Origin of the sequence: Marinimicrobium sp. C2-29, assembly GCF_038419845.1 — a bacterium.
In the GTDB taxonomy this organism is placed as follows: Bacteria; Pseudomonadota; Gammaproteobacteria; order Pseudomonadales; family Cellvibrionaceae; genus Marinimicrobium.
The window spans coordinates 111170-130686 of the sequence record NZ_JBCAQT010000014.1; the positions used below are offsets into that span (position 1 = coordinate 111170).

Annotated in this window: 21 protein-coding genes; 8 read left to right on the forward strand and 13 right to left on the reverse strand. The window is 53.9% G+C overall.

The genetic code is table 11. The features are described 5' to 3' along the window. Window positions 1-88: 88 nt before the first annotated feature. Window positions 89-994, reverse strand: a complete 906-nt coding sequence (locus tag AAE484_RS14240) for a LysR family transcriptional regulator (protein WP_341939080.1) — start codon at window positions 992-994, stop codon at window positions 89-91. Window positions 995-1150: 156 nt separating this feature from the next. Between AAE484_RS14240 and AAE484_RS14245 the strand changes: the two genes are divergently transcribed. Further along, on the forward strand, window positions 1151-1882 hold the full coding sequence (locus tag AAE484_RS14245; protein ID WP_341939081.1) for a glutathione S-transferase family protein: 732 nt from the start codon (window positions 1151-1153) through the stop codon (window positions 1880-1882). Between the two features lie 36 nt (window positions 1883-1918). On the opposite strand, the gene AAE484_RS14250 is transcribed toward AAE484_RS14245, so the two are convergent. The 8 genes from AAE484_RS14250 to AAE484_RS14280 form a co-directional block, all read right to left on the reverse strand. After that, complete coding sequence (locus tag AAE484_RS14250; protein ID WP_341939082.1) at window positions 1919-3010, reverse strand: 50S ribosomal protein L11 methyltransferase; 1092 nt, start codon at window positions 3008-3010, stop codon at window positions 1919-1921. A gap of 11 nt (window positions 3011-3021) precedes the next feature. Further along, a complete protein-coding gene (locus tag AAE484_RS14255) occupies window positions 3022-3465 on the reverse strand; it encodes a DoxX family protein (protein WP_341939083.1) in 444 nt (147 codons plus the stop codon). A gap of 197 nt (window positions 3466-3662) precedes the next feature. Continuing rightward, window positions 3663-3923, reverse strand: coding sequence for a Rieske (2Fe-2S) protein (locus AAE484_RS17485; protein WP_445928860.1), 261 nt, complete (start codon window positions 3921-3923; stop codon window positions 3663-3665). 1 nt (window position 3924) lies between these two features. Then, a complete protein-coding gene (locus tag AAE484_RS14260) occupies window positions 3925-4779 on the reverse strand; it encodes an iron-containing redox enzyme family protein (RefSeq protein WP_341939084.1) in 855 nt (284 codons plus the stop codon). A 94-nt stretch (window positions 4780-4873) separates the two neighbouring features. Next, entirely contained in the window at window positions 4874-5656 is a 783-nt protein-coding gene (locus AAE484_RS14265) for a dihydrodipicolinate synthase family protein (RefSeq protein WP_341939085.1), read from the reverse strand. Between the two features lie 24 nt (window positions 5657-5680). Then, on the reverse strand, window positions 5681-6211 hold the full coding sequence (locus AAE484_RS14270) for a DUF6190 family protein (RefSeq protein ID WP_341939086.1): 531 nt from the start codon (window positions 6209-6211) through the stop codon (window positions 5681-5683). Continuing rightward, on the reverse strand, window positions 6201-7403 hold the full coding sequence (locus tag AAE484_RS14275; protein WP_341939087.1) for a hypothetical protein: 1203 nt from the start codon (window positions 7401-7403) through the stop codon (window positions 6201-6203). Before AAE484_RS14275 ends, AAE484_RS14270 begins: the two co-directional genes overlap by 11 nt. Window positions 7404-7449: 46 nt before the next feature. Then, window positions 7450-9258: a multicopper oxidase family protein gene (locus tag AAE484_RS14280; RefSeq protein ID WP_341939088.1), complete on the reverse strand. Its 1809-nt coding sequence runs from the start codon at window positions 9256-9258 to the stop codon at window positions 7450-7452. A gap of 494 nt (window positions 9259-9752) precedes the next feature. Here AAE484_RS14280 and AAE484_RS14285 point away from each other — a divergent pair, with 494 nt between their 5' ends. Beyond that, on the forward strand, window positions 9753-10358 hold the full coding sequence (locus AAE484_RS14285; RefSeq protein ID WP_341939089.1) for a DNA-3-methyladenine glycosylase I: 606 nt from the start codon (window positions 9753-9755) through the stop codon (window positions 10356-10358). Window positions 10359-10393: 35 nt separating this feature from the next. Then, complete coding sequence (locus AAE484_RS14290; RefSeq protein ID WP_341939090.1) at window positions 10394-11440, forward strand: Gfo/Idh/MocA family protein; 1047 nt, start codon at window positions 10394-10396, stop codon at window positions 11438-11440. A gap of 113 nt (window positions 11441-11553) precedes the next feature. Here AAE484_RS14290 and AAE484_RS14295 read toward each other — a convergent pair whose 3' ends face one another. The 3 genes from AAE484_RS14295 to AAE484_RS14305 all read right to left on the reverse strand — a co-directional run bounded on the left by AAE484_RS14295 (window position 11554) and on the right by AAE484_RS14305 (window position 15028). Continuing rightward, window positions 11554-11733: a CsbD family protein gene (locus AAE484_RS14295; protein ID WP_341939091.1), complete on the reverse strand. Its 180-nt coding sequence runs from the start codon at window positions 11731-11733 to the stop codon at window positions 11554-11556. Between the two features lie 131 nt (window positions 11734-11864). After that, window positions 11865-14414 carry a chemotaxis protein CheB gene (locus tag AAE484_RS14300; RefSeq protein ID WP_341939092.1) on the reverse strand — a complete coding sequence of 850 codons (2550 nt, stop codon included), beginning with the start codon at window positions 14412-14414 and terminating at the stop codon, window positions 11865-11867. Further along, complete coding sequence (locus AAE484_RS14305) at window positions 14414-15028, reverse strand: PAS domain-containing protein (protein ID WP_341939093.1); 615 nt, start codon at window positions 15026-15028, stop codon at window positions 14414-14416. The genes AAE484_RS14300 and AAE484_RS14305 overlap by 1 nt, the downstream gene beginning before the upstream one ends. 222 nt (window positions 15029-15250) lie before the next feature. Between AAE484_RS14305 and AAE484_RS14310 the strand changes: the two genes are divergently transcribed. Genes AAE484_RS14310 through AAE484_RS14320 form a run of 3 tightly spaced genes read left to right on the forward strand, consistent with a single transcriptional unit; the run spans window position 15251 to window position 17591 of the window. Further along, on the forward strand, window positions 15251-15652 hold the full coding sequence (locus tag AAE484_RS14310; RefSeq protein ID WP_341939094.1) for a DUF4398 domain-containing protein: 402 nt from the start codon (window positions 15251-15253) through the stop codon (window positions 15650-15652). After that, window positions 15649-16509 (forward strand): OmpA family protein, encoded by an 861-nt coding sequence (locus AAE484_RS14315; protein WP_341939095.1) that lies wholly within the window; start codon window positions 15649-15651, stop codon window positions 16507-16509. The genes AAE484_RS14310 and AAE484_RS14315 overlap by 4 nt, the downstream gene beginning before the upstream one ends. A gap of 11 nt (window positions 16510-16520) precedes the next feature. Continuing rightward, the gene (locus AAE484_RS14320) at window positions 16521-17591 is read left to right on the forward strand and encodes a diguanylate cyclase domain-containing protein (RefSeq protein WP_341939096.1); all 1071 of its coding nucleotides are present in this window, start codon (window positions 16521-16523) and stop codon (window positions 17589-17591) included. Here the strand turns inward: AAE484_RS14320 and AAE484_RS14325 are convergent. After that, window positions 17588-18307, reverse strand: coding sequence for a Crp/Fnr family transcriptional regulator (locus AAE484_RS14325; RefSeq protein ID WP_341939097.1), 720 nt, complete (start codon window positions 18305-18307; stop codon window positions 17588-17590). The two genes, AAE484_RS14320 and AAE484_RS14325, sit on opposite strands and share 4 nt — an antisense overlap. Window positions 18308-18533: 226 nt before the next feature. On the opposite strand from AAE484_RS14325, the gene AAE484_RS14330 reads away from it, so the two are divergent. Both AAE484_RS14330 and AAE484_RS14335 read left to right on the forward strand, forming a co-directional pair. After that, window positions 18534-18860 (forward strand): hypothetical protein, encoded by a 327-nt coding sequence (locus AAE484_RS14330; protein WP_341939098.1) that lies wholly within the window; start codon window positions 18534-18536, stop codon window positions 18858-18860. Window positions 18861-19077: 217 nt separating this feature from the next. Continuing rightward, a complete protein-coding gene (locus AAE484_RS14335; protein ID WP_341939099.1) occupies window positions 19078-19506 on the forward strand; it encodes a DUF4168 domain-containing protein in 429 nt (142 codons plus the stop codon). Window positions 19507-19517: the final 11 nt, after the last annotated feature.

Genomic DNA, 19517 nt, shown 5'->3' on the forward strand with positions numbered 1-19517 from the left:
TACTGAAGCAATCCGACAGATCTGGACACCCTGTTACCCGATGAGCCCTTTTGTAAAAAAGCCGTTATCAAGCGCAACCGACGGTTTTTTACAACGAGAGTCTTTCAAAAAGCGAATCTTCTCGAAATCGGCGAATAAGGTAATCCTTGAATACCTTAAGACGCTGACAACGCTTCATGTCTGGATGAATAAGAACCCAGATGTCGCTTGTCTGCGCGAAGTTAACCTTAAAGAGCCGCTCCAGCGAAGGTTTGGCTTGGTCATCCGGCAGGATAGCGATACCGATTCCTGCCGCTGCCAATGCCGACATGGAGACCAGGTCATTGGATCGAGCAACAATGCAGTCCCGAGGTACATTTCCTTCTAACCAGCGAAACGCGGGGAGGAAGGTCAGATCAACATGGGCGGAAATAACCCGGTGCTCAGCCAATTCAATTTCATCCGCAGGGCGCCCACATTTCTCCAGGTAGGCGGGGGCCGCATAGGCACTCCATCCCAGTGAAAACAGACGTTGACCTACCAGGTAGTCCGGCGGCGCGGAGCACGATCTGATAGCAAGATCGGCTTCGCGTCGCGACAAATCACAGTCCGCATTTGTCACCAAAAGATTGATGTTGATCTCCGGATACACATCCTGAAAATCCCGGATGTACCCGGGAAGAAAACAATAGGCCAGGTTGTGGGGGGCGGTTAGCCCAACCGGTCCTCGAAGCTCCTCGTTATTATTGTCCAAAAGCCGCTGAATATCATCGACACGGGTCGACATTTCATCGACATACTTGAGCACGTCCTTGCCTTCTTCCGAGAGCTGGTAACCTTCAGACAGACGAGTGAACAGTTTGGCGCCCAACGCGTCTTCCAGGTTGTTGATTCGTCGAAACACTGTCGAGTGATTCACACCCAGTGTTTCCGCAGCGCGCGCCAGCGAACCAGACCGGGCGACACTGATAAAATATTTGAGGTCATTCCAGTTTAGCTTGTCAAGATTCACCATAGGCAAGTATCTCCATATTTGCAAATCCCGTTTTCACAAATGGCCATTCTATTGACATACGGCAGGCCTATAATGGGAAGTCACCTAAACGCAATGGCTAACCAATTATTGGCAGGCGCCCATTGTACCCTATAAACCCAGGCTGTGGAGTCTATCATGTCTATTGAATCCCTGGAGCTCGTTAGTCATAACCTGTGCCCCTATGTACAACGATCCATCATCACACTAGACGAAAAAAACATTACCCACCGACGAACCTACATCGACCTGAGTAACAAGCCGGATTGGTTCCTTAGAATGTCTCCGACGGGAACGGTACCTTTATTGTTGGTCAACGGCAAGGATGTGATATTTGAATCCGCTGTCATCTGTGAATTTCTAAACGAAGTCACCCCGGGATCATTGCACCCGGATAGTTCTATCACCAAAGCGCAACACAGAGGATGGATTGAGTTTGCATCGCAGATACTGAACAACATAGCAAAATTGTATAACGCAAAAACAAGTACGGAATACAATAATCAGGCAAGCGAGTTGAGCACCAAGTTCAGTCACCTGGAATCCGCTGTAGCTTTGCCCTATTTCGCAGGCGATGCATTCAGCATGGTTGATGCGGCTTTCGGCCCTGTGTTTCGCTACTTCGACACGATGGATCCGTTCCTTCCACATGACGTCTTTTCCGGCTACACAAAGGTACAGGAATGGCGTGAAATCCTGTCAAATCGGCCTTCAATAAAGAACGCGGTGGACCCGGACTACCCGAGCAATCTGGAACGATTTCTGGTTAACCGGAACTCTTATATATCGACTTCTATAGGTCCACTTCACCCTGACGCTCAAAGCCTTTCAACCCCAAATTCTGTTCACGCTCCAAGCCCTACAGATTAAGGGGGGGGGTTACAACTCACGGCGACGACGCACAAATCATTCTTCATGAACAGTCGCGTTCGCCGCCGTTCCAACCAAAACCCTGGCACCTGTTGCCTGCCGAAACATGGCGACTAAATCGCCGTGCCGTTTAACGGATCCTTGCCATTCATAGCCCTGCCTAAAACGATCTGTAACTCCCTCTTCCTTGATGGGATAGAACCGGGAAAACTCCAGGGACAGACGATCGCCGCATTTGACCGAGATTGGTTCGGCAATTGGCAGATAAGCGTGTTTCCAGCTATCGGACGTCGTTCGGCCCAAAATATCATCGCCGGAGATATCCAACACCCTTTTAGGGGACAGACAGGCCACAAAGTATACCTTGAAACCTGTCAGTAGACCGTCGGTATTGATATCGAACGTACGCGCTTCTGTGTACGCGGAGCTCTGGATCCAGTCATCCTGGTAACGTTTCAACAGCGCCGGGCTACCAAGATAGGTGGCCCTGGGTAAAATCGCATCGTAGTACATATCAAAGCGACTGTTTACCCCGTGACTTTCAAGCAAAGGATCCAACGAATAGCTGTCGTTGATAGTCGCCACATCTCCCTTGCTTACAGCCTCGTGCGCGCCGCACGCCGCAACAGGCACGATATGGGACTCCACTTCCAGGGGGATGCATTTCCCACCGGGCTTGAGCATGCGTTCAATGGCATCGTTCAAGATTGGCTGGAAGCCTTCATTGTCGCCCATGTTCCCCATGATTTCGGAAATCAGGACGTCAACCCGTTCCGGCAGATCAACGTCGAAAGACAACTTGTTGATGGGCACAAAACGGTCCTCAAAGCCGTTCTGCGCCATCACGCTAGTGGCAATAGCCAACACCTCGGGATCCATGTCAATTCCGTAGACTTTACCGGCGCCGGCCTCCAGAGCCCAGAGACCGAGAATACCGGTTCCAGTCCCCAAATCCAGAACCGTATCTCCCGGCTTAATGACCTCATCAATTGCCGCTTTATAGGCGATCATGCGAATGTGGTCGTTCAGCATCAAGTGATGGAATGCCTCGTCCCAGCTCAACAGCGCCTCTGAAAATGGCAGCCACGGTTCTTCGGCTTGATAAGGTACATAGGGTTTAGTAGTCACCGTTACTTTCCTTAGCTGGATTTTTCCACTGTTGGCGCATAGGGAGACTCTCCGGTAGAGGCCTGTCTGTTGTCCAGCGCGTAGGCACCAGAACCCGTCAAGACGACGGCGGCGGCGATTACTGTGAGAAACAAGGGGTATTCCCAGCCCCCATTCTCCGCAGTGAAGAGCCACCCGTTGGGCAGGTGCGCCCAAGTGGCACCGAGCAGAATAGGCACAACAACCGCAGCGCATATCCTGGTTTTGTAGCCGGCGATCAACGCAACGCCAGTAATCGCTTCGACAGCGAAAACTACGTAGGCAAACCATCCCGGAAGTCCAATAGATTCAAAGAAAGAGGCCGTTCCGGGGAGTGTGAACACGAACAACTTCAGGTAAACACTGTGGGCCACAAGGACAATGCCAAGAGCAACACGAAGAACTAACGCACCATAGGGAAAGTATTTATCATTCATAACGAATCATCCTAAAAAAGACAAGGTAGGTAGTAACTATCAATCAAACGTTTCTTGGCAACCGAAGGCCAGCGTTATCAATCTTACTCGTTTCGGTCGCCTTCCCACACCCGAATGTATGCAACCCGAATTTGCAACTTTGATATAATTGAAAACACCAACCATGCGTTCGTCTGGCTTCCTTAACAGAAGACAGATCAGATATTAGGGGCCGGTTCAGTATCAGAATCCACACGCTCAGTCGCCAACCTACCGCACTCGGGTCCGGCCAACTGACACCCCGTATCCACCCGAAATGTTGATTTATGTAGCGGGCAGGTAATGGTTCTGGATCGCTCGTTAAAAACGCCATGATCCATTCGCCCGCCTCGGTGCGGACAATGAGCTGGGACTCGGTACTGAACGCCTTCTACAGCGACAATGAAAGTTCCTGATTCATAGTTTTCGGTGCCTACCATGTCATGCCTCTGTTAGGGTTTCACTGTCATCTGTCCGCTTCGATGAGCATCTGGCCACATTCACAGCGTTATCGAAAACCTTGTTGGTAACGACACTGGAAAGCTTGACACCCAGCCACGCCTTGCGCGCGTTCAATGTTCCCGTTCGCTCCATAGCCTTGAAAATCCGCTTGCCTTCAACCGCATGAAAATCGTCGATGTGGCAGTGTTCGCTATAATATTGGTGCGCTTCAATTCCCAGACGCTTACAAGCATCTACGTAGCAAGGAAACACAACGGGAATCATGGTTTCCAGGTAGGTCAGCGCGCCAACAAAATAGGAAGGATCATCAGCCCGAAGAGTAAGCCAGAAGTACATATTCAGAAACTCATAGCTGACATCGTCTATCTTGTCGATATAAAAAGACGCCGTTGAGGGCATACCCAGCTCTTTCAGTAACTTACAATAAAGCCCGGTATGCATGCGGTTTGGGTTGGCCGATCCAAATTCGTCAATCAGAATTCGAAGCATCGGCATCTGTGCCTCCAGATGAAGCCGAGGCATGATGTAGTAAAAAACCTGCGCTTCAGTGAGCCCATCTACAGCGAACTCCTGCACCATGACCCGGAACTCGTCCAACGACATACTCTTGGAAACATAAGCAGCTGACTCGGGCTCATCGGCTGACTCCTCCTCAACAAGTCTGTCGAAATAGTTAACGAGATCCCTGTATCCGAAATCGTCACCTACCCCATCCACGGACTCGATAATTGCGGAAACCCATTGTTCCTCGAATGCCAAATACTCCGGATCGTGATTAATAGTATCCTGAATACGTTCACAATTATAAAGGTACAGTGATTTCTGGGTGAGCATACCCCCTCCTTATGCCAGGTTCATAGCATGTGAATGTGCTATAAGAGCACGATTAACACCTTTGGGCGAGCGAATGACGTGAACTGATAGCTCCCTACCCCGCAAGTAGGTCGGTTGAGATGACATTCATTTCCACGAGAGTTCTCTTGATGTAGCGGTACCAGTCGTCTTCGAATAGCCTGTATTCCCGGCACAACGCTTCAATTTTTCGCTCAATGGCCTCGGAAGGCCTCTTCATGGCTTCCATGCAGATCTCTGGATTCAGGTTGTTGAGTGAACAAATGGCTCCATCTGCAAACCCTGATCGTGTCAGGCGGTTCTCCCAGCCTTGAAATATCTTCAATCCGTTGGTCTTCAGAATGTTCGCGAGCGCTAGAAATTCATCAGAATTTCCGGACTCCTTGATGCCAACCACCCGCGGAAGCTTAGATATCGCTACTAATGTTGTGGGTTCCATTATGTTTCCAGAAAGGTCGGATTCATTGTATATGTAGAGGTCAATCCCCGTTGCATCATGAACCTTCTGGTAGTGCTTTATCATTTTTTGTTGTGATACGCCCTCACCAAAGGGAGTGGTTATCATAATACCTTGAGCACCCAACTCTTCGGCAGCTGAGGCCAGCTCCAACACTCCCTCTGTCGTGGATCGCTCGATTCCGGCAATGACGACATGATCGGGGGCGGCGATGACCAATGCCTCAATCATGGCAAACCACTGTTCATCGGTGAGCCGCCAACCTTCACCCGAGGTCAGGCAGCCCACGTAACCACTTACTATATCCCGGCGACAGTCTACCAGCCGCCTTACGCTTCTGACGCAGACTTCTCCCGTATCTGACAGCGGTGTAACAAGCGGAGCATAAATAAGAGGATTCAAAGCAATAACTCCATGCGAAAATGATTAATGTACCAAGCATCTCGAGCGCGAATATAGACAATCGATATCGTCATTGAACAGTCTGTCCGTGCCAGGCTTGCCCGAAATCTCTTCTTCAGATTTTGGGAATTCGGGAAACTTCAGGAAACACTCTGAGCTTACTTTTGCTTTCGTTAACAAGGGATCGTGAGTAGCCAGGATACCGTCATGATTCATCACTTGTGCCAGCTGCAAGGCGTTGCTTGGTGAAAGTTGATCGTCACACTCCAAAATATCCGAAGCCAAAAGCAAGTCGTGACGGCCATAAGGAATCCGCTTAATATCCATCTCACTGTGAAGGCAATCCATGAAAGGATAGTAATTGTCCTGAATATGCCTGGGATATCCCCATACGATGTCGTCACATTGACCAACCTGTTCAAGACTCATGTGAACACGACGCCCGAAGTTCTGTGACATAATCGTCAGTGATTGCCAACGTAGCGCCTCGAAACGAGAATGCATTCCCATGAATACTGTAGCATCGATGAACAGTGGCTTTCCTTTAGAGACCATGGAGTGCCTCTTTCGCAATCTTCATTGCACTTTGGAACATTTCGGTATTTCTCGCGAGCGCAATTCGAATATATCGTTGGCCCCGTTCCGGGTGTGCCCAATAAAAGTATTTTCCAGATAGTACATAGACATTTTTATCGAGCAATTTTCTCTGCACATCATCAGCGGTCAATTTCGGTGATACTATTTCAAACCAGGCAACGCTGGTGTTGACTAAAGGCGAACAGTAACGCAAAGTATCTCCATTCAGGCACTCGATTGCGACGCGTCGGTTTACATCCAGAAGCTCCCCCACCGAGCGGAAGCCATCACTCACACTGTCTTCCACGTAGCGTTGTACCAGATTAAGAACAAAGGGCGACACATTTAGAAGCACACTAGTCACGATATTGTAAATTTCGCCATTGATATCTTTACTGGTGTGCAAAGTAGAACATTTGGCGTCCTGAATGGGCCAGGTCTTTCCAGTATCTTCCATCGCGATGTAGCTTACACCAGAGTTCTCAAGAACTTCATAGAGATCAAACCGTTGTCCGCCGGATGCCAGAATAAAAGAAGAGAAACAAAGGTCGATGATAAGAAGTTTATCGTAATCCTTGCAAAAACGAACGAGTTCAACAAACCTCTCCCGACCGTCTGCCGCAAGACTGAATCCAGTCGGGTTATTCGGATCAACGATAAATATGGCGTCGAGATCGAGTGCTGACTGCATCATATTATCGTAGATCCCATCAGGATCATGGAACAGACTCTCATCCAGCGGAGACATCGGCACTTGCATGTGCTTCATAAGGTCATGAAGGTTATCGAAACAAGGCTCGATAAGTCCCACCCGGCTGGCCTTCTGCATGAGGTACGTTGCAGTAATATGCATCGAGATAGACGCCGCATAAAGAAGATATATTTCGTTCTTCCGTTTCAAGGCTGTATGTTGACCCTGCAGAGAGTAGAACGATTCAATGAACCTCTGCTCGCTTTCGTACTGGGTCATCTCCTCTGCCGCATACCAGAGTTCCGGTAACGAGGCAACAATGTCTCTCTGGGTAGAACTCTGACTCTGATGCGTATGCGCATCGGCCAGATTATATTCTGTCTTTAGCGCTTCGATTTCATGCTGTGTAATGTCAACCAGCCCCAAAGGGGCTTCGGATACAGTTCTCTCCAGCAATACCTCGTCTTCTACCTGGCTCATAAGGTCTCCTTATCGGTTATATCGTCAATAACCTGCTTTTGGAATATCATTCAATTACAACGTGCTCCATCATGCCGTGATCGCCATGATCTAATATGTGACAATGCGTAACGAAAGCGCCTGTATAGTCCTCATAGCGAGACCGGATCTCCACAACATTGCCATTTGGTGCGCTGGGGTCTTTTTCGTTCACAAGGATGGTGTCTTTCCAGTACCGATCAATAATGGTTCCTTTGGAATCCCGCTCTATAACCTCGAATGGGTTGACGTGGATGTGATACGGATGATGCGAGAAAGATGAGCTGAGAAGCCACGTCTGGGCTGCGCCCAACTTTAGAGTCCGTGGATTTTCGGGGTCATATGCCTGGCCATTGATCAGCCCTTTCCAGGGCGACACGCTTATATCGATATCGAAATCCAGGATCTCGACCTTGTCCGACAGCTCTTCTTCCGGGATTGATTTAGGGCGCTGTAACTGGCTTAGCTTGAAATTGGACGGGAATCGGGACAGTTTCGGACGCACATCCTTAACCAGAACCCGCGCTATTACATTATGTGCGCTTTCGTCCAATACCAAAGGTTTTCCGCCTCTCCGCCAATCACAATAATCGCTGGGAAGATCGGTAGCCCCCGAATCAAGGGCATCATCGACCAGGTAGTAAACACCGGGAATGAACGTTCGGAAGGTGATATCGTTTCGGTAGCCGGGCGCGAGAAAAACACCATTGTCCTCTGCTTTTCGTTTGTGGCGGAATGGGATCCCATCGGCGGCGACTTGAATAAGCGGAATTTTACGGCCAGAGCAAGGATTCACCAACCGAAGATTGATGTTCTTGCGTACATTTCCGGCAATAAAGCGCCAATGTTGTAGCTCGCCCGGATTAACTTCTATTTCCGGCATCACCTGGCCATTGACAGATATGTGCCAACCCTTTTTGTGAGCGCGCTCCTCCCAAGCGCCCGGAGCAAAGGTTCTGTTGCTCTCGATTCTTCCCTCATCATCGAATGCGATTTCCTGCAGCATCATGATTTTCGAGTTAGCCGCCTCCAGGCTCGGAAGATCGTCATAATCACCCGGGACAATCAGAGCGCCTGCCATGCCGCTTCCCACTTGCACAGAGGTTGCACCGTGTACGTGGGAGTGGTACCAATAAGTACCGGCCGCATGGTCCTCTGGGATCTTGATTTCATAGTCGAACGATTCGCCCGCCGTCAGCTTTATGAACACGTTGTCGCTATTTCCCCCGGGGTCTACATGCAGCCCATGAGTATGCAGGTTGGTGGTATTGAAATTGTGTGGCTGGTTGTGATCGCAGTGTCCGCCATGATCGCACGGAGGAGGTTTTTTCTCGGGCGGCATCTCGTTGATCAGTTTTATTCTAAGAGTGTCCCCGGGCCGCGCGACCAGGGTTGGGCCAATAAGCTTGCCATTATAGCCGCGCAGATAGAGGTTCCTGGTCTCCTCTCGCCCGTTGACGAACGTTGTAAACTCCTGCCACGCATAGCCCACGCGGATAGTGGCCTCCAGCTCTCTGGTTTCAGGGTCGGACTCTATAACCGGTGCCTGCTCTAGCAAGGGGTGCCTGTAATTAATCGGCTTTTCCGATGGCCACTGGATAAATCCGAAGGCGGAATTCAGACTGTAAAGCTTATCCGCATTGACTAACGGGCGTATTTCTTTATTGGAATCGCTTATGATACTTCCCACGTTTCCGCTCAGATTAGAAACCGTTCCGTTACTACTCGATAAGGGCTTCCTTCCATCATCTTCGGGTTGAGCATGGGCTGTCGATACCAGCATCGCCAGAACCAACAGAAGCCCATATTTATATCCACGGTAGGTAGTCGTCTTCATTGAAGTCATTCCTTTAGTAGCGGTAACTTTTCCTTTCTTCTCGGCAGGTGCCGATTTTTGATCAAGGGTCTGTTATTAGTATTGGTTTTCAAAAATGGATACTGTACGACATGCCTCTGGATCGACATTGTGTGCATGGTAGCATGGCTTCACCGGCATTAGGTTCGGAATAGAATGCAAAACCAAATTGCATAAATGCAACTTGTTATTCGATGTTTTTTATTGATTTTTATTTTCTCTTCATGTAAACCATTGACAAGTAAACGGTCCATGATATTTTTGACGTCAAAATCTTACTGCTGTGAGAATATTTTTAAGAGATGATCCCCAAAACCAGACCGGCGCACTTGGTCCACACCCTGATTCATGCGCTGGCTGACAGGGAATTTTTCCTGAACCATAGCCGCCATAGTTGCCGTCCATCTCGGGGGGACCCGAGTCGCGGGAGCGCGCTATAGCTTACGTCCTGACTCAGTCGCCCGGAGCGAAACGCTATGCCCGATACTGTTACAAATTCTGATGGTAAGCTGCGCTGCATCTGGTGCGAGCAGCTGCCCGAGATGATCGAGTACCATGATCAGGAGTGGGGCTTCCCCATAGACGATGATCAGCGCCTGTTCGAAAAGCTGTGCCTGGAGAGCTTTCAGTGCGGCCTGAGCTGGCGCACGATTCTGGCCAAGCGGGAGAACTTCCGCGCCGCCTTTCACGATTTTGATTTCAATAAAGTTGCCCGGTTTACCGAGCGTGATGTCAGTCGCCTGCTGGAGGACGCAGGCATTGTCCGGCACCGGGGGAAAATAGAGGCGGTGATCAACAACGCCCAGCGGGCGCTGGAGCTGATCGAGCGGGAGGGGTCGCTGGCCACCTATATCTGGCGCTACGAGCCCGAGGAGAGCCCGGACTTTATCCCGCAAACGGCAACCACCTCCCCCGAATCCATTGCACTGTCAAAAGACCTGAAAAAACGGGGCTGGAAGTTTGTGGGCCCCACCACCGTGTACGCGTTCATGCAGTCCATGGGGCTGATCAATGATCATGCACAGGACTGCGTCCTGCGGCCCGAGGTCGCCAGAGCGCGCCAGCGGTTCACACGACCTTAGCCCTGACCTGGCCGAATGTGGTAAAAGCATGCGCCATGGGCTACATTGTCGCCCTGTCATTGAATGGAGAAGAGACTGTGTCCGAGAAGAACATTCGCTGGGGAATCATCGGCGCGGGCGTCATTGCCCACAAGATGGCCGAGGCCATCAACCTGGAATCCGGCTGCGAGCTGGTGGCGGTGGCCTCCAGGACACCGGAAAAAGCCGACGCCTTTGCCCGGGAATACGACATAGCGGCCGAGACTTACCAATCGCTGGTCGATCGGGCGGATGTCGATGTGATCTATATCGCCACCACGCACAACTTCCATGCCGACAACGCCTTGCTGGCGCTGGAGCATGGCAAACATCTGGTGATCGAGAAGCCTTTCACGGTCAATGCCGAGCAGGCGCACCTGCTGCAAAAAACCGCCCAGGAGAATCACTGTTTTCTGATGGAAGCCATCTGGACGCGTTTTTTGCCCAGCATGAGCAAACTGCGCGATACGCTGCAAAATGGCACGGTCGGTGAGATCAAGGTCGCCAACATCAACTTTGGTGGCATTGCGCCGGACCATTATCGGCCCCGGCTTTTCGATCCGGCCCTCGCCGGCGGCGTGACTCTGGACATGGGCATCTACCCGCTGAGCATGTTGTGCTATCTGCTAGGCGAGCTGCCGGAGAAGACCCACGCGACCTGTCGCTTCACTGACACCGGCGTCGACGAGATCGCCTCCTACCAGTTTGTCTTCCCTTCCGGTTGCATCGCCACGGTGAACACCAGCTTCAACCTGCTGATGGGCCAGGAAGCGCTGTTTTTTGGCGACCGGGGTTCGATCGAATACCCCGAGTTTCAGCAGAGCGACGCTTTCACTGTCAAACGGATCGAGGGTCGGGAGATTACAAGCGAAGAGACTCTGACGGCGACGAATGCCGACAATGGCTTTGTCTACCAGGTCCGTGAAGCGGCCCGCTGTCTGCGGGCCGGCCTGCTGGAGAGCCCGGTGATTCCCGTGGCGGAAAGCGTGGCCATCATGGCGGTGTTGGACGATATCCGTCAGCAACTGCCACTTCGCTACGATTTTGAGGAACAAGGCGACTGAAGATCAATCCCGATCTTCCGCCGCCGTAATGTGGCCAGGGTCCCGGAGATTCCGGGCGCCTGGCGCCATTAACTCGGTTCAGAGTCGATTATCGAGCTCTGCGGCCGAGTTTGTCATTTATTGTTATGTTTGTTGCCGCTTTTCATGTCACCGTATTTGGCTTCAGCCTTGCCGCCCAGCTGATCGGCCTTTCCCTTGAGTTCCTGGCTCTTGTCGTCGGTTGCCTCGCCAGCAACTTCCCTGGCTTTTCCCTTTCCTTCGGTCTTACGACCTTCTACCTGATTCTTGTTCATGAGCTAAACCTCAGAGAGTGGTTCCCGTTCCATGCTGCCCCCGCCCTGGTCAGGCGGGAAGCAGTGCGAGGTTTCACAATAGGCAAACTTTGAGAGGAAATCAGTGCGGTAGCTAACAAAGGGCGTTTTAATCAACTTTCGCTGCTCTTGATCCCGGACTCTTCGCGCAAAGACGACTCCAGCTTTTTGGTCTCGGTGATATCCACCATGGTCATGACCACGCCATCAATCACGTTGTCCAGACGACGGTAGGGCATGATTTTGACTGAGAACCAACGACCTTCGTGTGTGGTGATCTGCTTTTCACTGACTTTCAGAGTATCTAGCGCTTCCCGGGCATCCTCTTCCAGCAGCGGATATTCCAGAACGGTGGTCAGCTCTCTCAGCGGCCGGCCCACATCACTCTCGCGCAGACTGATGATGGAGGCCGCCCGAGCGGTATAGCGGCGGACATTGAGGTCCTGATCCATAAACAGAATCGCAATTTCAATGCTGTTGAGCACATTCTGCATATCGCTCTGTGCCAACGCCAGATCATCCAGCTTGGTCTGCAGCTCGGTATTGATGGTCTGCAGCTCTTCGTTCATTGACTGCATTTCTTCCTTGGACGAGGTCAGCTCCTCATTGGCGGACTGCAGTTCTTCGTTGGTGGATTGCAACTCCTCATTGGACGCCTGAAGTTCTTCCCGGGAGTGTCTCGCCTCTTCGCTCAGACGCTCAATGGCCTGCTCGTACTGCTGAATATCTTCGGAGCGACTGTCGTCGGAGGCAGGCTCCACGGCGTCGCCTGAAGGTAGGTTCCGGCTGACGGCCCCGGCGTCCCGGAATACAACCAGGGTCATGTCTTTCAGGACCGCCGGCTCTCGCAGGGCCTGCACGATCACATCCACCCGTTTCACTCCCTCCCCGTTTTGAACGGCCACCCCGCTCAGCTCCACCGGCTCCCTCTGCAGAGGGGCTTGCTGTAACGCTTTGTGCAGGGGCGCACGCAGGCCATCGCGCGCCATGGCGTAGATGTTCCAGTTGGCTTTTCCGGCGGCCGGTTCCAGATATTTGCCGGTCCGGCCGCTGATATAGACGATATCAGCCTCCCGGTTGAGAACCACGGCCGCCGGTGAATAAACCTGCAGCAGCAGGTAATCAGCGGCGCTTTGCAGGTTGTCTGCGCCCCCGGAGGGCTGGTTTTTTGCCGACATGGGTTGTTCCCTGGAGAGGTTGGACAAAGGTGGAAAGGATTTTAACAAAAAGTCGGAGCGGCGAATGGATTCGTGCTCCTGCTTTCGGTAGAGCCGCAGACTCGGCTTCAGCGGTGCAAACAGGTGGCTCAGCCGGCCCACCGTCTCCGAGTTGCCCAGAAGCAGCAGCCCCTGCTCACGCAGACTGTAGTGAAACAGCGGAAAGATCCGGCGCTGGAGCATCGGATCAAAGTAGATCAGAAGATTTCGACAGGCAATCAGGTCCATTTTGGTAAAGGGCGGATCGAGAATGATATCGTGATGCGCGAACAGCACCCGGTCGCGAATCGATTGATGAATCTGATAGTCATGCTCGTGCCTGATAAAAAAACGCTCCAGCCTCGGCCTGGAGACCTGCTCTTCTATCGTGTGCGGATAACGCCCCCGCCGCGCGGTTTCAATCATCTCCGAGCTCAGGTCCGAGGCAAACACTTGCAGTGTCATGTCGCTCGAACGCCCCAATTGTTCCAGCACCTCGGTAAAAACCATGGCGAGGGAATACGCCTCCTCTCCCGTGGAACAGCCCACCGCCCAGACCCTGAGGTGGTAGCCGGTCGGAAGTGGTTCGATCAGGACCGGAAGCGCCTCGTCATGCAGATACTCCCAGATCTCGGCATCACGGAAGAAACGGGTGACACCGATGAGCATCTCTTTGAATAGCAGCTGCACTTCCTGGCTGTTTTCCGTCAGGTACCGGGCATAGTCTGCAAAATCCGCAATGTCGTGGATCGCCATGCGCCGCTCGATGCGCCGAAACAGCGTGCTGGACTTATACAGGGAAAAGTCGTGCCGGGTTTTGTGTTGCAGTATGGCAATGATGGGCTCGATCGGCTGCACTGACTTGACCGATGGCGAACTCTGGGGCCGCTCACTCTCGGCCGGCTCACTTACGCGGGTGGCGTACGCCAGGATACGCTCGGGCAGCTCACCGGGCGGGGCCACAATATCCGCACAACCGGCCGCGATGGCACTGCGGGGCATGGCATCAAACTGCGCCGACTCCGGCTCCTGCACCACGGCGAGCCCGCCGGTCGCGCGGATGGCCTGCAGCCCCAGGGTGCCATCAGAACCCATTCCTGACAGCACCACCGCGATGGCCCGATCACCCTGGGCGCTGGCCAGTGAGGAAAACAGCACATCGATCGGCAGGCGCATCCCCCTCGGCTCGTGGGGAGGCTCCAGTTTGAGCCGGTCGTCCACGACCCTGAGCTCGGCATTGGAGGGAATCACGTAGACGGCATTGGGCTCAATGCGTTGGTTGTCCTGCGCCTCCTGCACCGGCATGGAGGTAATGCGCTGCAACAGTTCGGGCAGCAGGGCTTTTTGGGTGGGGTCCAGGTGCTGCACGACGATAAACGCCATTCCGGTATCCGCCGGCGTATTCCGGAAAAAGTCTTCCAGCGCCGCCAGACCGCCGGCGGATGCCCCTATGCCAACAATACGCATCAGGAACCGGGGGTAGTTGAATCCGGTGAGAGCACCATCAAAACACGATCGGAGTACGACCCCAGCTTCGCTTCAAGCGTGAGCGGACCGTCAACGCCGAGCTCGCTGGATAACTCCACCGAACAGGATGTCCCTGATTTTGAAGACACCACCTCCTGGATCATGGAGTTCACGGTCTCTCGACTGGACGGTGACAGAAGGTCATTCAGGTAACGCTCACTCAGGCGCTCAGCGCTAAGACCAAACAGTTTTCCCGCTGCCTGATTGCTCTCCACCAGTCGGCCACTGGAATCCACGATAAGGTAGGGCACCGGGGCCAGGTCATAAAGCGCCTTGTAGTGCGCCAGCTCTTCGGTCAGCTCTTCTTCACTCGCCTGGAGCTGATCAAACAGAAGGTCAAGCTCGACCTGATGAGTCTGCAATTCATGGAGGAGTTTCAGCGCATCGGCCGCAAACTCTGGGTTGCTCGCCCGGCGATACAACAGCTCCAAAGCATCGACACCCAGCGTTGTGCCCCCGACCGAGGGCGCGGCGCCCTTGTGAATCAGCTCTTCGGCATTGTCTCGTAGTTGAGTTCGGTGCCCAACAGCGGAGAATCCCTGTCTATCAGTCATCTTGGCTCCTCAGGTTGTTTCGCTTCTACTGATCATAGTACTCCAGAGTGCCCGCTTTAACTACAGGGGCGTTGATTCTATAAGAGTGACATCTTGTGTGCGCTAGCGTACCGAAGTGCAATGTGGGCCGTCGTAGTATAAGGAGCGTCGAACTGATTCAGTTTGACAGGACCCGAACGTACAGTGGATGTCGGGCAATTTAACATCAAAGGATACGACGCCATGAGTTTCACTCCCATCAGAATTCTAACCCAGCATTCACGTGCCCTTGTCGGCGGCCTTTTAACCGCACTACTCCTGTCGGCCTGTGCGTCAGCGCCGGTGGCGCCCACCGAATCACTCAATAACGCCAGAGGTGCCATTGAAAATGCCGAGCAGGCCGAGGCTCGACAATATGCCCCCGCCGAACTGGAAGAAGCTCAGGCACAACTGACAGCGGCCGAGAGAGCCGTGTCAGAGGAACGAATGCTCGAAGCTGAGCGGCTGGCTGAGCAGGCCCGCGTATCGGCTGCGCTGGCCAAGGCGCGGACCGAGGAAGCCAAAGCAGCCGCCATCAATCGCCAAATGGAACGCAGCGCCGAGGCTCTGAGAGAAGAGATGCGCCGTGGAGGAGACCAACAATGAAAACCCTACCCTTTGTAAAAAAACCGTCGCTGGGAACAATCGGCTCCGCCGTCGTGCTCTCTTCCATCCTGCTCACCGCCTGTGCCGTCGCGCCTGTGGCGCCCCCCGGTGCGGCTGAGGCGCGCGCCGAGCTGAATGCCCTGCAGAGCAATCCCGATATGGTGCGCCATGCACGGGTAGAGCTGCGGGACGCGGAAGAAGCGGTCCGGCTCGCCGAGCAACCACTGGATGACGACGAGGCCGCACTGGCCGAGCACCGCGTGTACATGGCCGATCGTATGGTCGCCATCGCCGCTGCGAAAGCCGCCACACGCAAAGCCGAAGCCGCTCGGGAGCAGTTGAGTGAGGAGCGCGAGGAGGCCCGACTCGCCTCGCGCACCCGCGAAGTCGATCAGGCCCGCGCCGAGGCCCGAAGAGCGCGCCAGGCAGCGGAAGAGGCTACCGAGATGTCTGCCCGGGAGACCGCAGAGCTCCAGCAACAGATTGAAGAACTGCAGGCCAAAACCACGGATCGCGGCCTGGTGCTCACGCTGGGTGACGTCCTGTTTGCGAGCGGCAGCGCCGAGCTACAAAGTGGCGACAACCGCAATCTTGAAAAGCTGGTGACCTTTCTCAACGAGTATCCGGAAAGAGACGTTCTGATCGAGGGCCACACCGACAATGTCGGCAGCGCCGCCTTCAATCAGACCCTGTCTCGTCAGCGCGCCGAATCGGTCCGTCGCTACCTGACCGAACGGGGCATCCAGAGCCGACGAATTGACGTCTCGGGCATCGGGATGGAGCGTCCGGTCGCGAGCAACGAAACGGCAACGGGACGCCAACAGAACCGTCGCGTTGAAGTCATCATAGAGCACTAGGAGGTACAACTATGTTGGAATCCGGTCACAGGCCCGGAGCGGCCCCCCCATGGGTGGCCACTATTGAGCAAAACGCCAAGAGTGCCGTCAGCATTCCTGCCCGGGAGATAAAGATCCCGGTGATTTGGAAGTCGAGCGGAAAAAAAAATACCGACACCGAAGAGAATCAACGGGCGCAGGCAATGCTCGACTTTGTTGCGGACGCCGTGATGAGCACGGATACCGAGACGAAGATTACCTACATGAACCGGGCGGCGGAAGTGCTGACCGGCTTCAGCCGCCAGGAAGCGGTCGGCCGTGCACTGGAGGACGTCTTTCACGTCAAAGACATTAATACACTTGAGACCCGGGAGAACCTTGCCCGGAAAGTCATGGAGACCGATCGCGCCATTGCGCTTCACAACAGCGCCTTCCTGGTGACTCGCGCCGGGCATGAAATGGCCATCGAAGACTCGGCCACACCGCTGCACAACGAAGCGGGTGAGGTAGTGGGCTCACTGGTGATGTTTCACGATGCCCGCTACTCCTATGAAACCACCGCCAAGATGACCTACCTGGCACAGCACGACCCCCTGACAGGGTTGCTGAACCGCCATGCCTTTGCCGAACGCTTTGAGCAAGCGGCGGCATTGGCACGCCGGCACCGCAAGAAAATGGTGATGCTCTTTATTGACCTGGATAACTTCAAGGAGTTGAACGACTCTCTGGGCCACAGTCATGGCGACCTCATTCTGAAAAGCCTGGGGCGCAAGTTGCTGGGGTGTGTGAGGGTTACCGATCACGTCTGCCGGCACGGCGGTGATGAGTTCGTGGTGTTGTTGAGCGACCTCGAGCAACCCGAACAGGCCTTTGCGGTGGTCGACAAAGTGCGCGAGGCCGCCACTGATCTGTTGCAGGTGGGGGGGCAGGATATTTCGCTCGAGCTGAGCATCGGCGTGAGTGTCTATCCGGACAACGGCGACACTCTGGAGAAATTACTGCCTCATGCGGATGCGGCGATGTATCGGGTTAAAACCGCCCACAAACGCCATCGCGCGGGGATATCCGAAAACCCGCCATTCAAACGTTCACTCGACGCCTAGAAATGTATGCCCTGGACTTGCAGGCGATTGGTCTCGCGTTTGACCACGTCATAACATTCGCAGCACAGCGCTTCCAACTGGGGGCGATCGAGGACGATGATTCTGCCCCGCCGGTACTCGATCACCCCCAGCTTTTGCAGCTTTCCGGCCGCTTCGGTCACCCCCTCGCGTCGTACCCCCAGCATGTTGGCAATCAGCTCCTGGGTCATGTTGAGCTGGTTGCATTCCAACCGGTCCATCGACAATAACAGCCAGCGGCACAGTTGCTGATCGATGGAGTGGTGACGGTTGCAAACGGCCGTTTGCGACATCTGGGTGATAAGCGCCTGGGTAAAACGCAGGGTGAGAACACGGATTTCAGAGTGGTTGTTGAACTCGTGTTTTAACTCGGCCGCCGGCAGCCGGTAGGCGTAACCGCGACTCTGCACAACCAGCCGGTTGGGCGTGCTCTCCCCTCCCATGACCACCGCGACGCCCACCATCCCCTCTTTGCCCACCACCGATATTTCGGCCGAGGATCCGTTGACGGTGACGTACAGCAGCGAAATGATGCAGTCGACCGGGAAATAGACATACTCGATGGTCTGGCCCGACTCGTAAATGACGTCGCCCAGTGACATTTCCACGTGTTTTAGTTTGGGGAGTATACGCTGCCGGGCGGTTTCCGATAGTGCCGCCAACAGGTGGTTGTGCATGATATCTGACGTGTCGCTCATTGGAGCCTCGATGTGTAATCCGTTGACATGGTGTACCAGCCCGAATCGGGTCAACTCCCTGGAAGCATTCTTGATGCTCTAGCTTATTAATGTAACACACTTACGGGCAACGACTGTGCGATGTGGGTTAGCGAACAGACTATTAGTGCCACAAAGACTTATTATCTGACATCAAATCCTCCATTGCTGGCGCTCAAAGCTTATTTACCGAAAAGGAGGTAATAGAGTGAACATTTTCAAACTGATTGCGATCGTGGTCATCCTGGCCGGCACCCAGGGGTTGTTGTATGGCAGCTACTCTCATTTTAACGGCGATCACCAGGCAGCCGTCGATGCCAACGAACAGCAGATGCTTTCCGACGCGGCCGTCACCACTCAAATCTGGGCGGGGCTGGGTGCGATGGCGGCGGGCAGCGCGCTTTTCCTGTATGGCGTCAAACACCGCCGGCCATCAAAGCGTCGCCAACTCGTCACGCTGCACCGTGCTCTGCCAGCGCCTACCTCCGCGAATTCGGCGCCTCACAGCCGCACGACCGACCCCACCGCATCCTGAAGTGGTTCTGTGCCAGAAGGAACCGGCCAATTTGGCACATGGGCGGCACGGGCACAGCACTTTCGATCTACTCACACCCCTCCCCCTCCCTTAAAAAATCAACGAAAACAGTCAGTTATACTTTTTTCGAGAACCTGGTACGGGTGTTGCTCCAGTGTTAGTACGCAAACGCAAAGACTCTTTGAGTCACTTTCAAATCAAGATGAGGAGAACCATCATGCGTACTACAACCAACTCCGCTGTTAAACATCCGGTACTCGCACTGCTGGCCGCCGCCGGTCTGCTGTTCGGCGCCGCCACCGTATCCGCCCAGGGCGGTGCACCGCAGCAAGGTGGTCAACAGGCCGCTCCCGGCGCACAGCCCCAGGCTGAGCAGATTGAGGTGAGCGATAAAGAAGTTGAGGGCTTTGTCGATGCCTACATGGCCGTGCAGGGCGTCAACCAGGAATACACCCAGAAGCTGCAGGAAGTGGAAGATCCCGAGAAGGCCACCGAACTGCAGCAGGAAGCCCAGGGCGAGATGCAGAGCGCCGTTGACGAGAGCGGCCTGTCCATCGAGAAGTATCAGCAGATCGCCAACCAGGCCGGTCAGGACGAAGAGCTTCGCGGTAAGATCGAAGAAGCACTGGCCGCTCGCGTCGAGTAACACCTGAGGCT

Bases quoted from the DNA above. Each gene is read 5' to 3' on its own strand.
- AAE484_RS14240 (WP_341939080.1), bottom strand. From the start codon at position 994: ATGGTGAATCTTGACAAGCTAAACTGGAATGACCTCAAATATTTTATC.
- AAE484_RS14245 (WP_341939081.1), top strand. From the start codon at position 1,151: ATGTCTATTGAATCCCTGGAGCTCGTTAGTCATAACCTGTGCCCCTAT.
- AAE484_RS14255 (WP_341939083.1), bottom strand. From the start codon at position 3,465: ATGAATGATAAATACTTTCCCTATGGTGCGTTAGTTCTTCGTGTTGCT.
- AAE484_RS17485 (WP_445928860.1), bottom strand. From the start codon at position 3,923: ATGGTAGGCACCGAAAACTATGAATCAGGAACTTTCATTGTCGCTGTA.
- AAE484_RS14260 (WP_341939084.1), bottom strand. From the start codon at position 4,779: ATGCTCACCCAGAAATCACTGTACCTTTATAATTGTGAACGTATTCAG.
- AAE484_RS14270 (WP_341939086.1), bottom strand. From the start codon at position 6,211: ATGGTCTCTAAAGGAAAGCCACTGTTCATCGATGCTACAGTATTCATG.
- AAE484_RS14275 (WP_341939087.1), bottom strand. From the start codon at position 7,403: ATGAGCCAGGTAGAAGACGAGGTATTGCTGGAGAGAACTGTATCCGAA.
- AAE484_RS14280 (WP_341939088.1), bottom strand. From the start codon at position 9,258: ATGAAGACGACTACCTACCGTGGATATAAATATGGGCTTCTGTTGGTT.
- AAE484_RS14285 (WP_341939089.1), top strand. From the start codon at position 9,753: ATGCCCGATACTGTTACAAATTCTGATGGTAAGCTGCGCTGCATCTGG.
- AAE484_RS14290 (WP_341939090.1), top strand. From the start codon at position 10,394: ATGGGCTACATTGTCGCCCTGTCATTGAATGGAGAAGAGACTGTGTCC.
- AAE484_RS14295 (WP_341939091.1), bottom strand. From the start codon at position 11,733: ATGAACAAGAATCAGGTAGAAGGTCGTAAGACCGAAGGAAAGGGAAAA.
- AAE484_RS14300 (WP_341939092.1), bottom strand. From the start codon at position 14,414: ATGCGTATTGTTGGCATAGGGGCATCCGCCGGCGGTCTGGCGGCGCTG.
- AAE484_RS14305 (WP_341939093.1), bottom strand. From the start codon at position 15,028: ATGACTGATAGACAGGGATTCTCCGCTGTTGGGCACCGAACTCAACTA.
- AAE484_RS14310 (WP_341939094.1), top strand. From the start codon at position 15,251: ATGAGTTTCACTCCCATCAGAATTCTAACCCAGCATTCACGTGCCCTT.
- AAE484_RS14315 (WP_341939095.1), top strand. From the start codon at position 15,649: ATGAAAACCCTACCCTTTGTAAAAAAACCGTCGCTGGGAACAATCGGC.
- AAE484_RS14320 (WP_341939096.1), top strand. From the start codon at position 16,521: ATGTTGGAATCCGGTCACAGGCCCGGAGCGGCCCCCCCATGGGTGGCC.
- AAE484_RS14325 (WP_341939097.1), bottom strand. From the start codon at position 18,307: ATGAGCGACACGTCAGATATCATGCACAACCACCTGTTGGCGGCACTA.
- AAE484_RS14335 (WP_341939099.1), top strand. From the start codon at position 19,078: ATGCGTACTACAACCAACTCCGCTGTTAAACATCCGGTACTCGCACTG.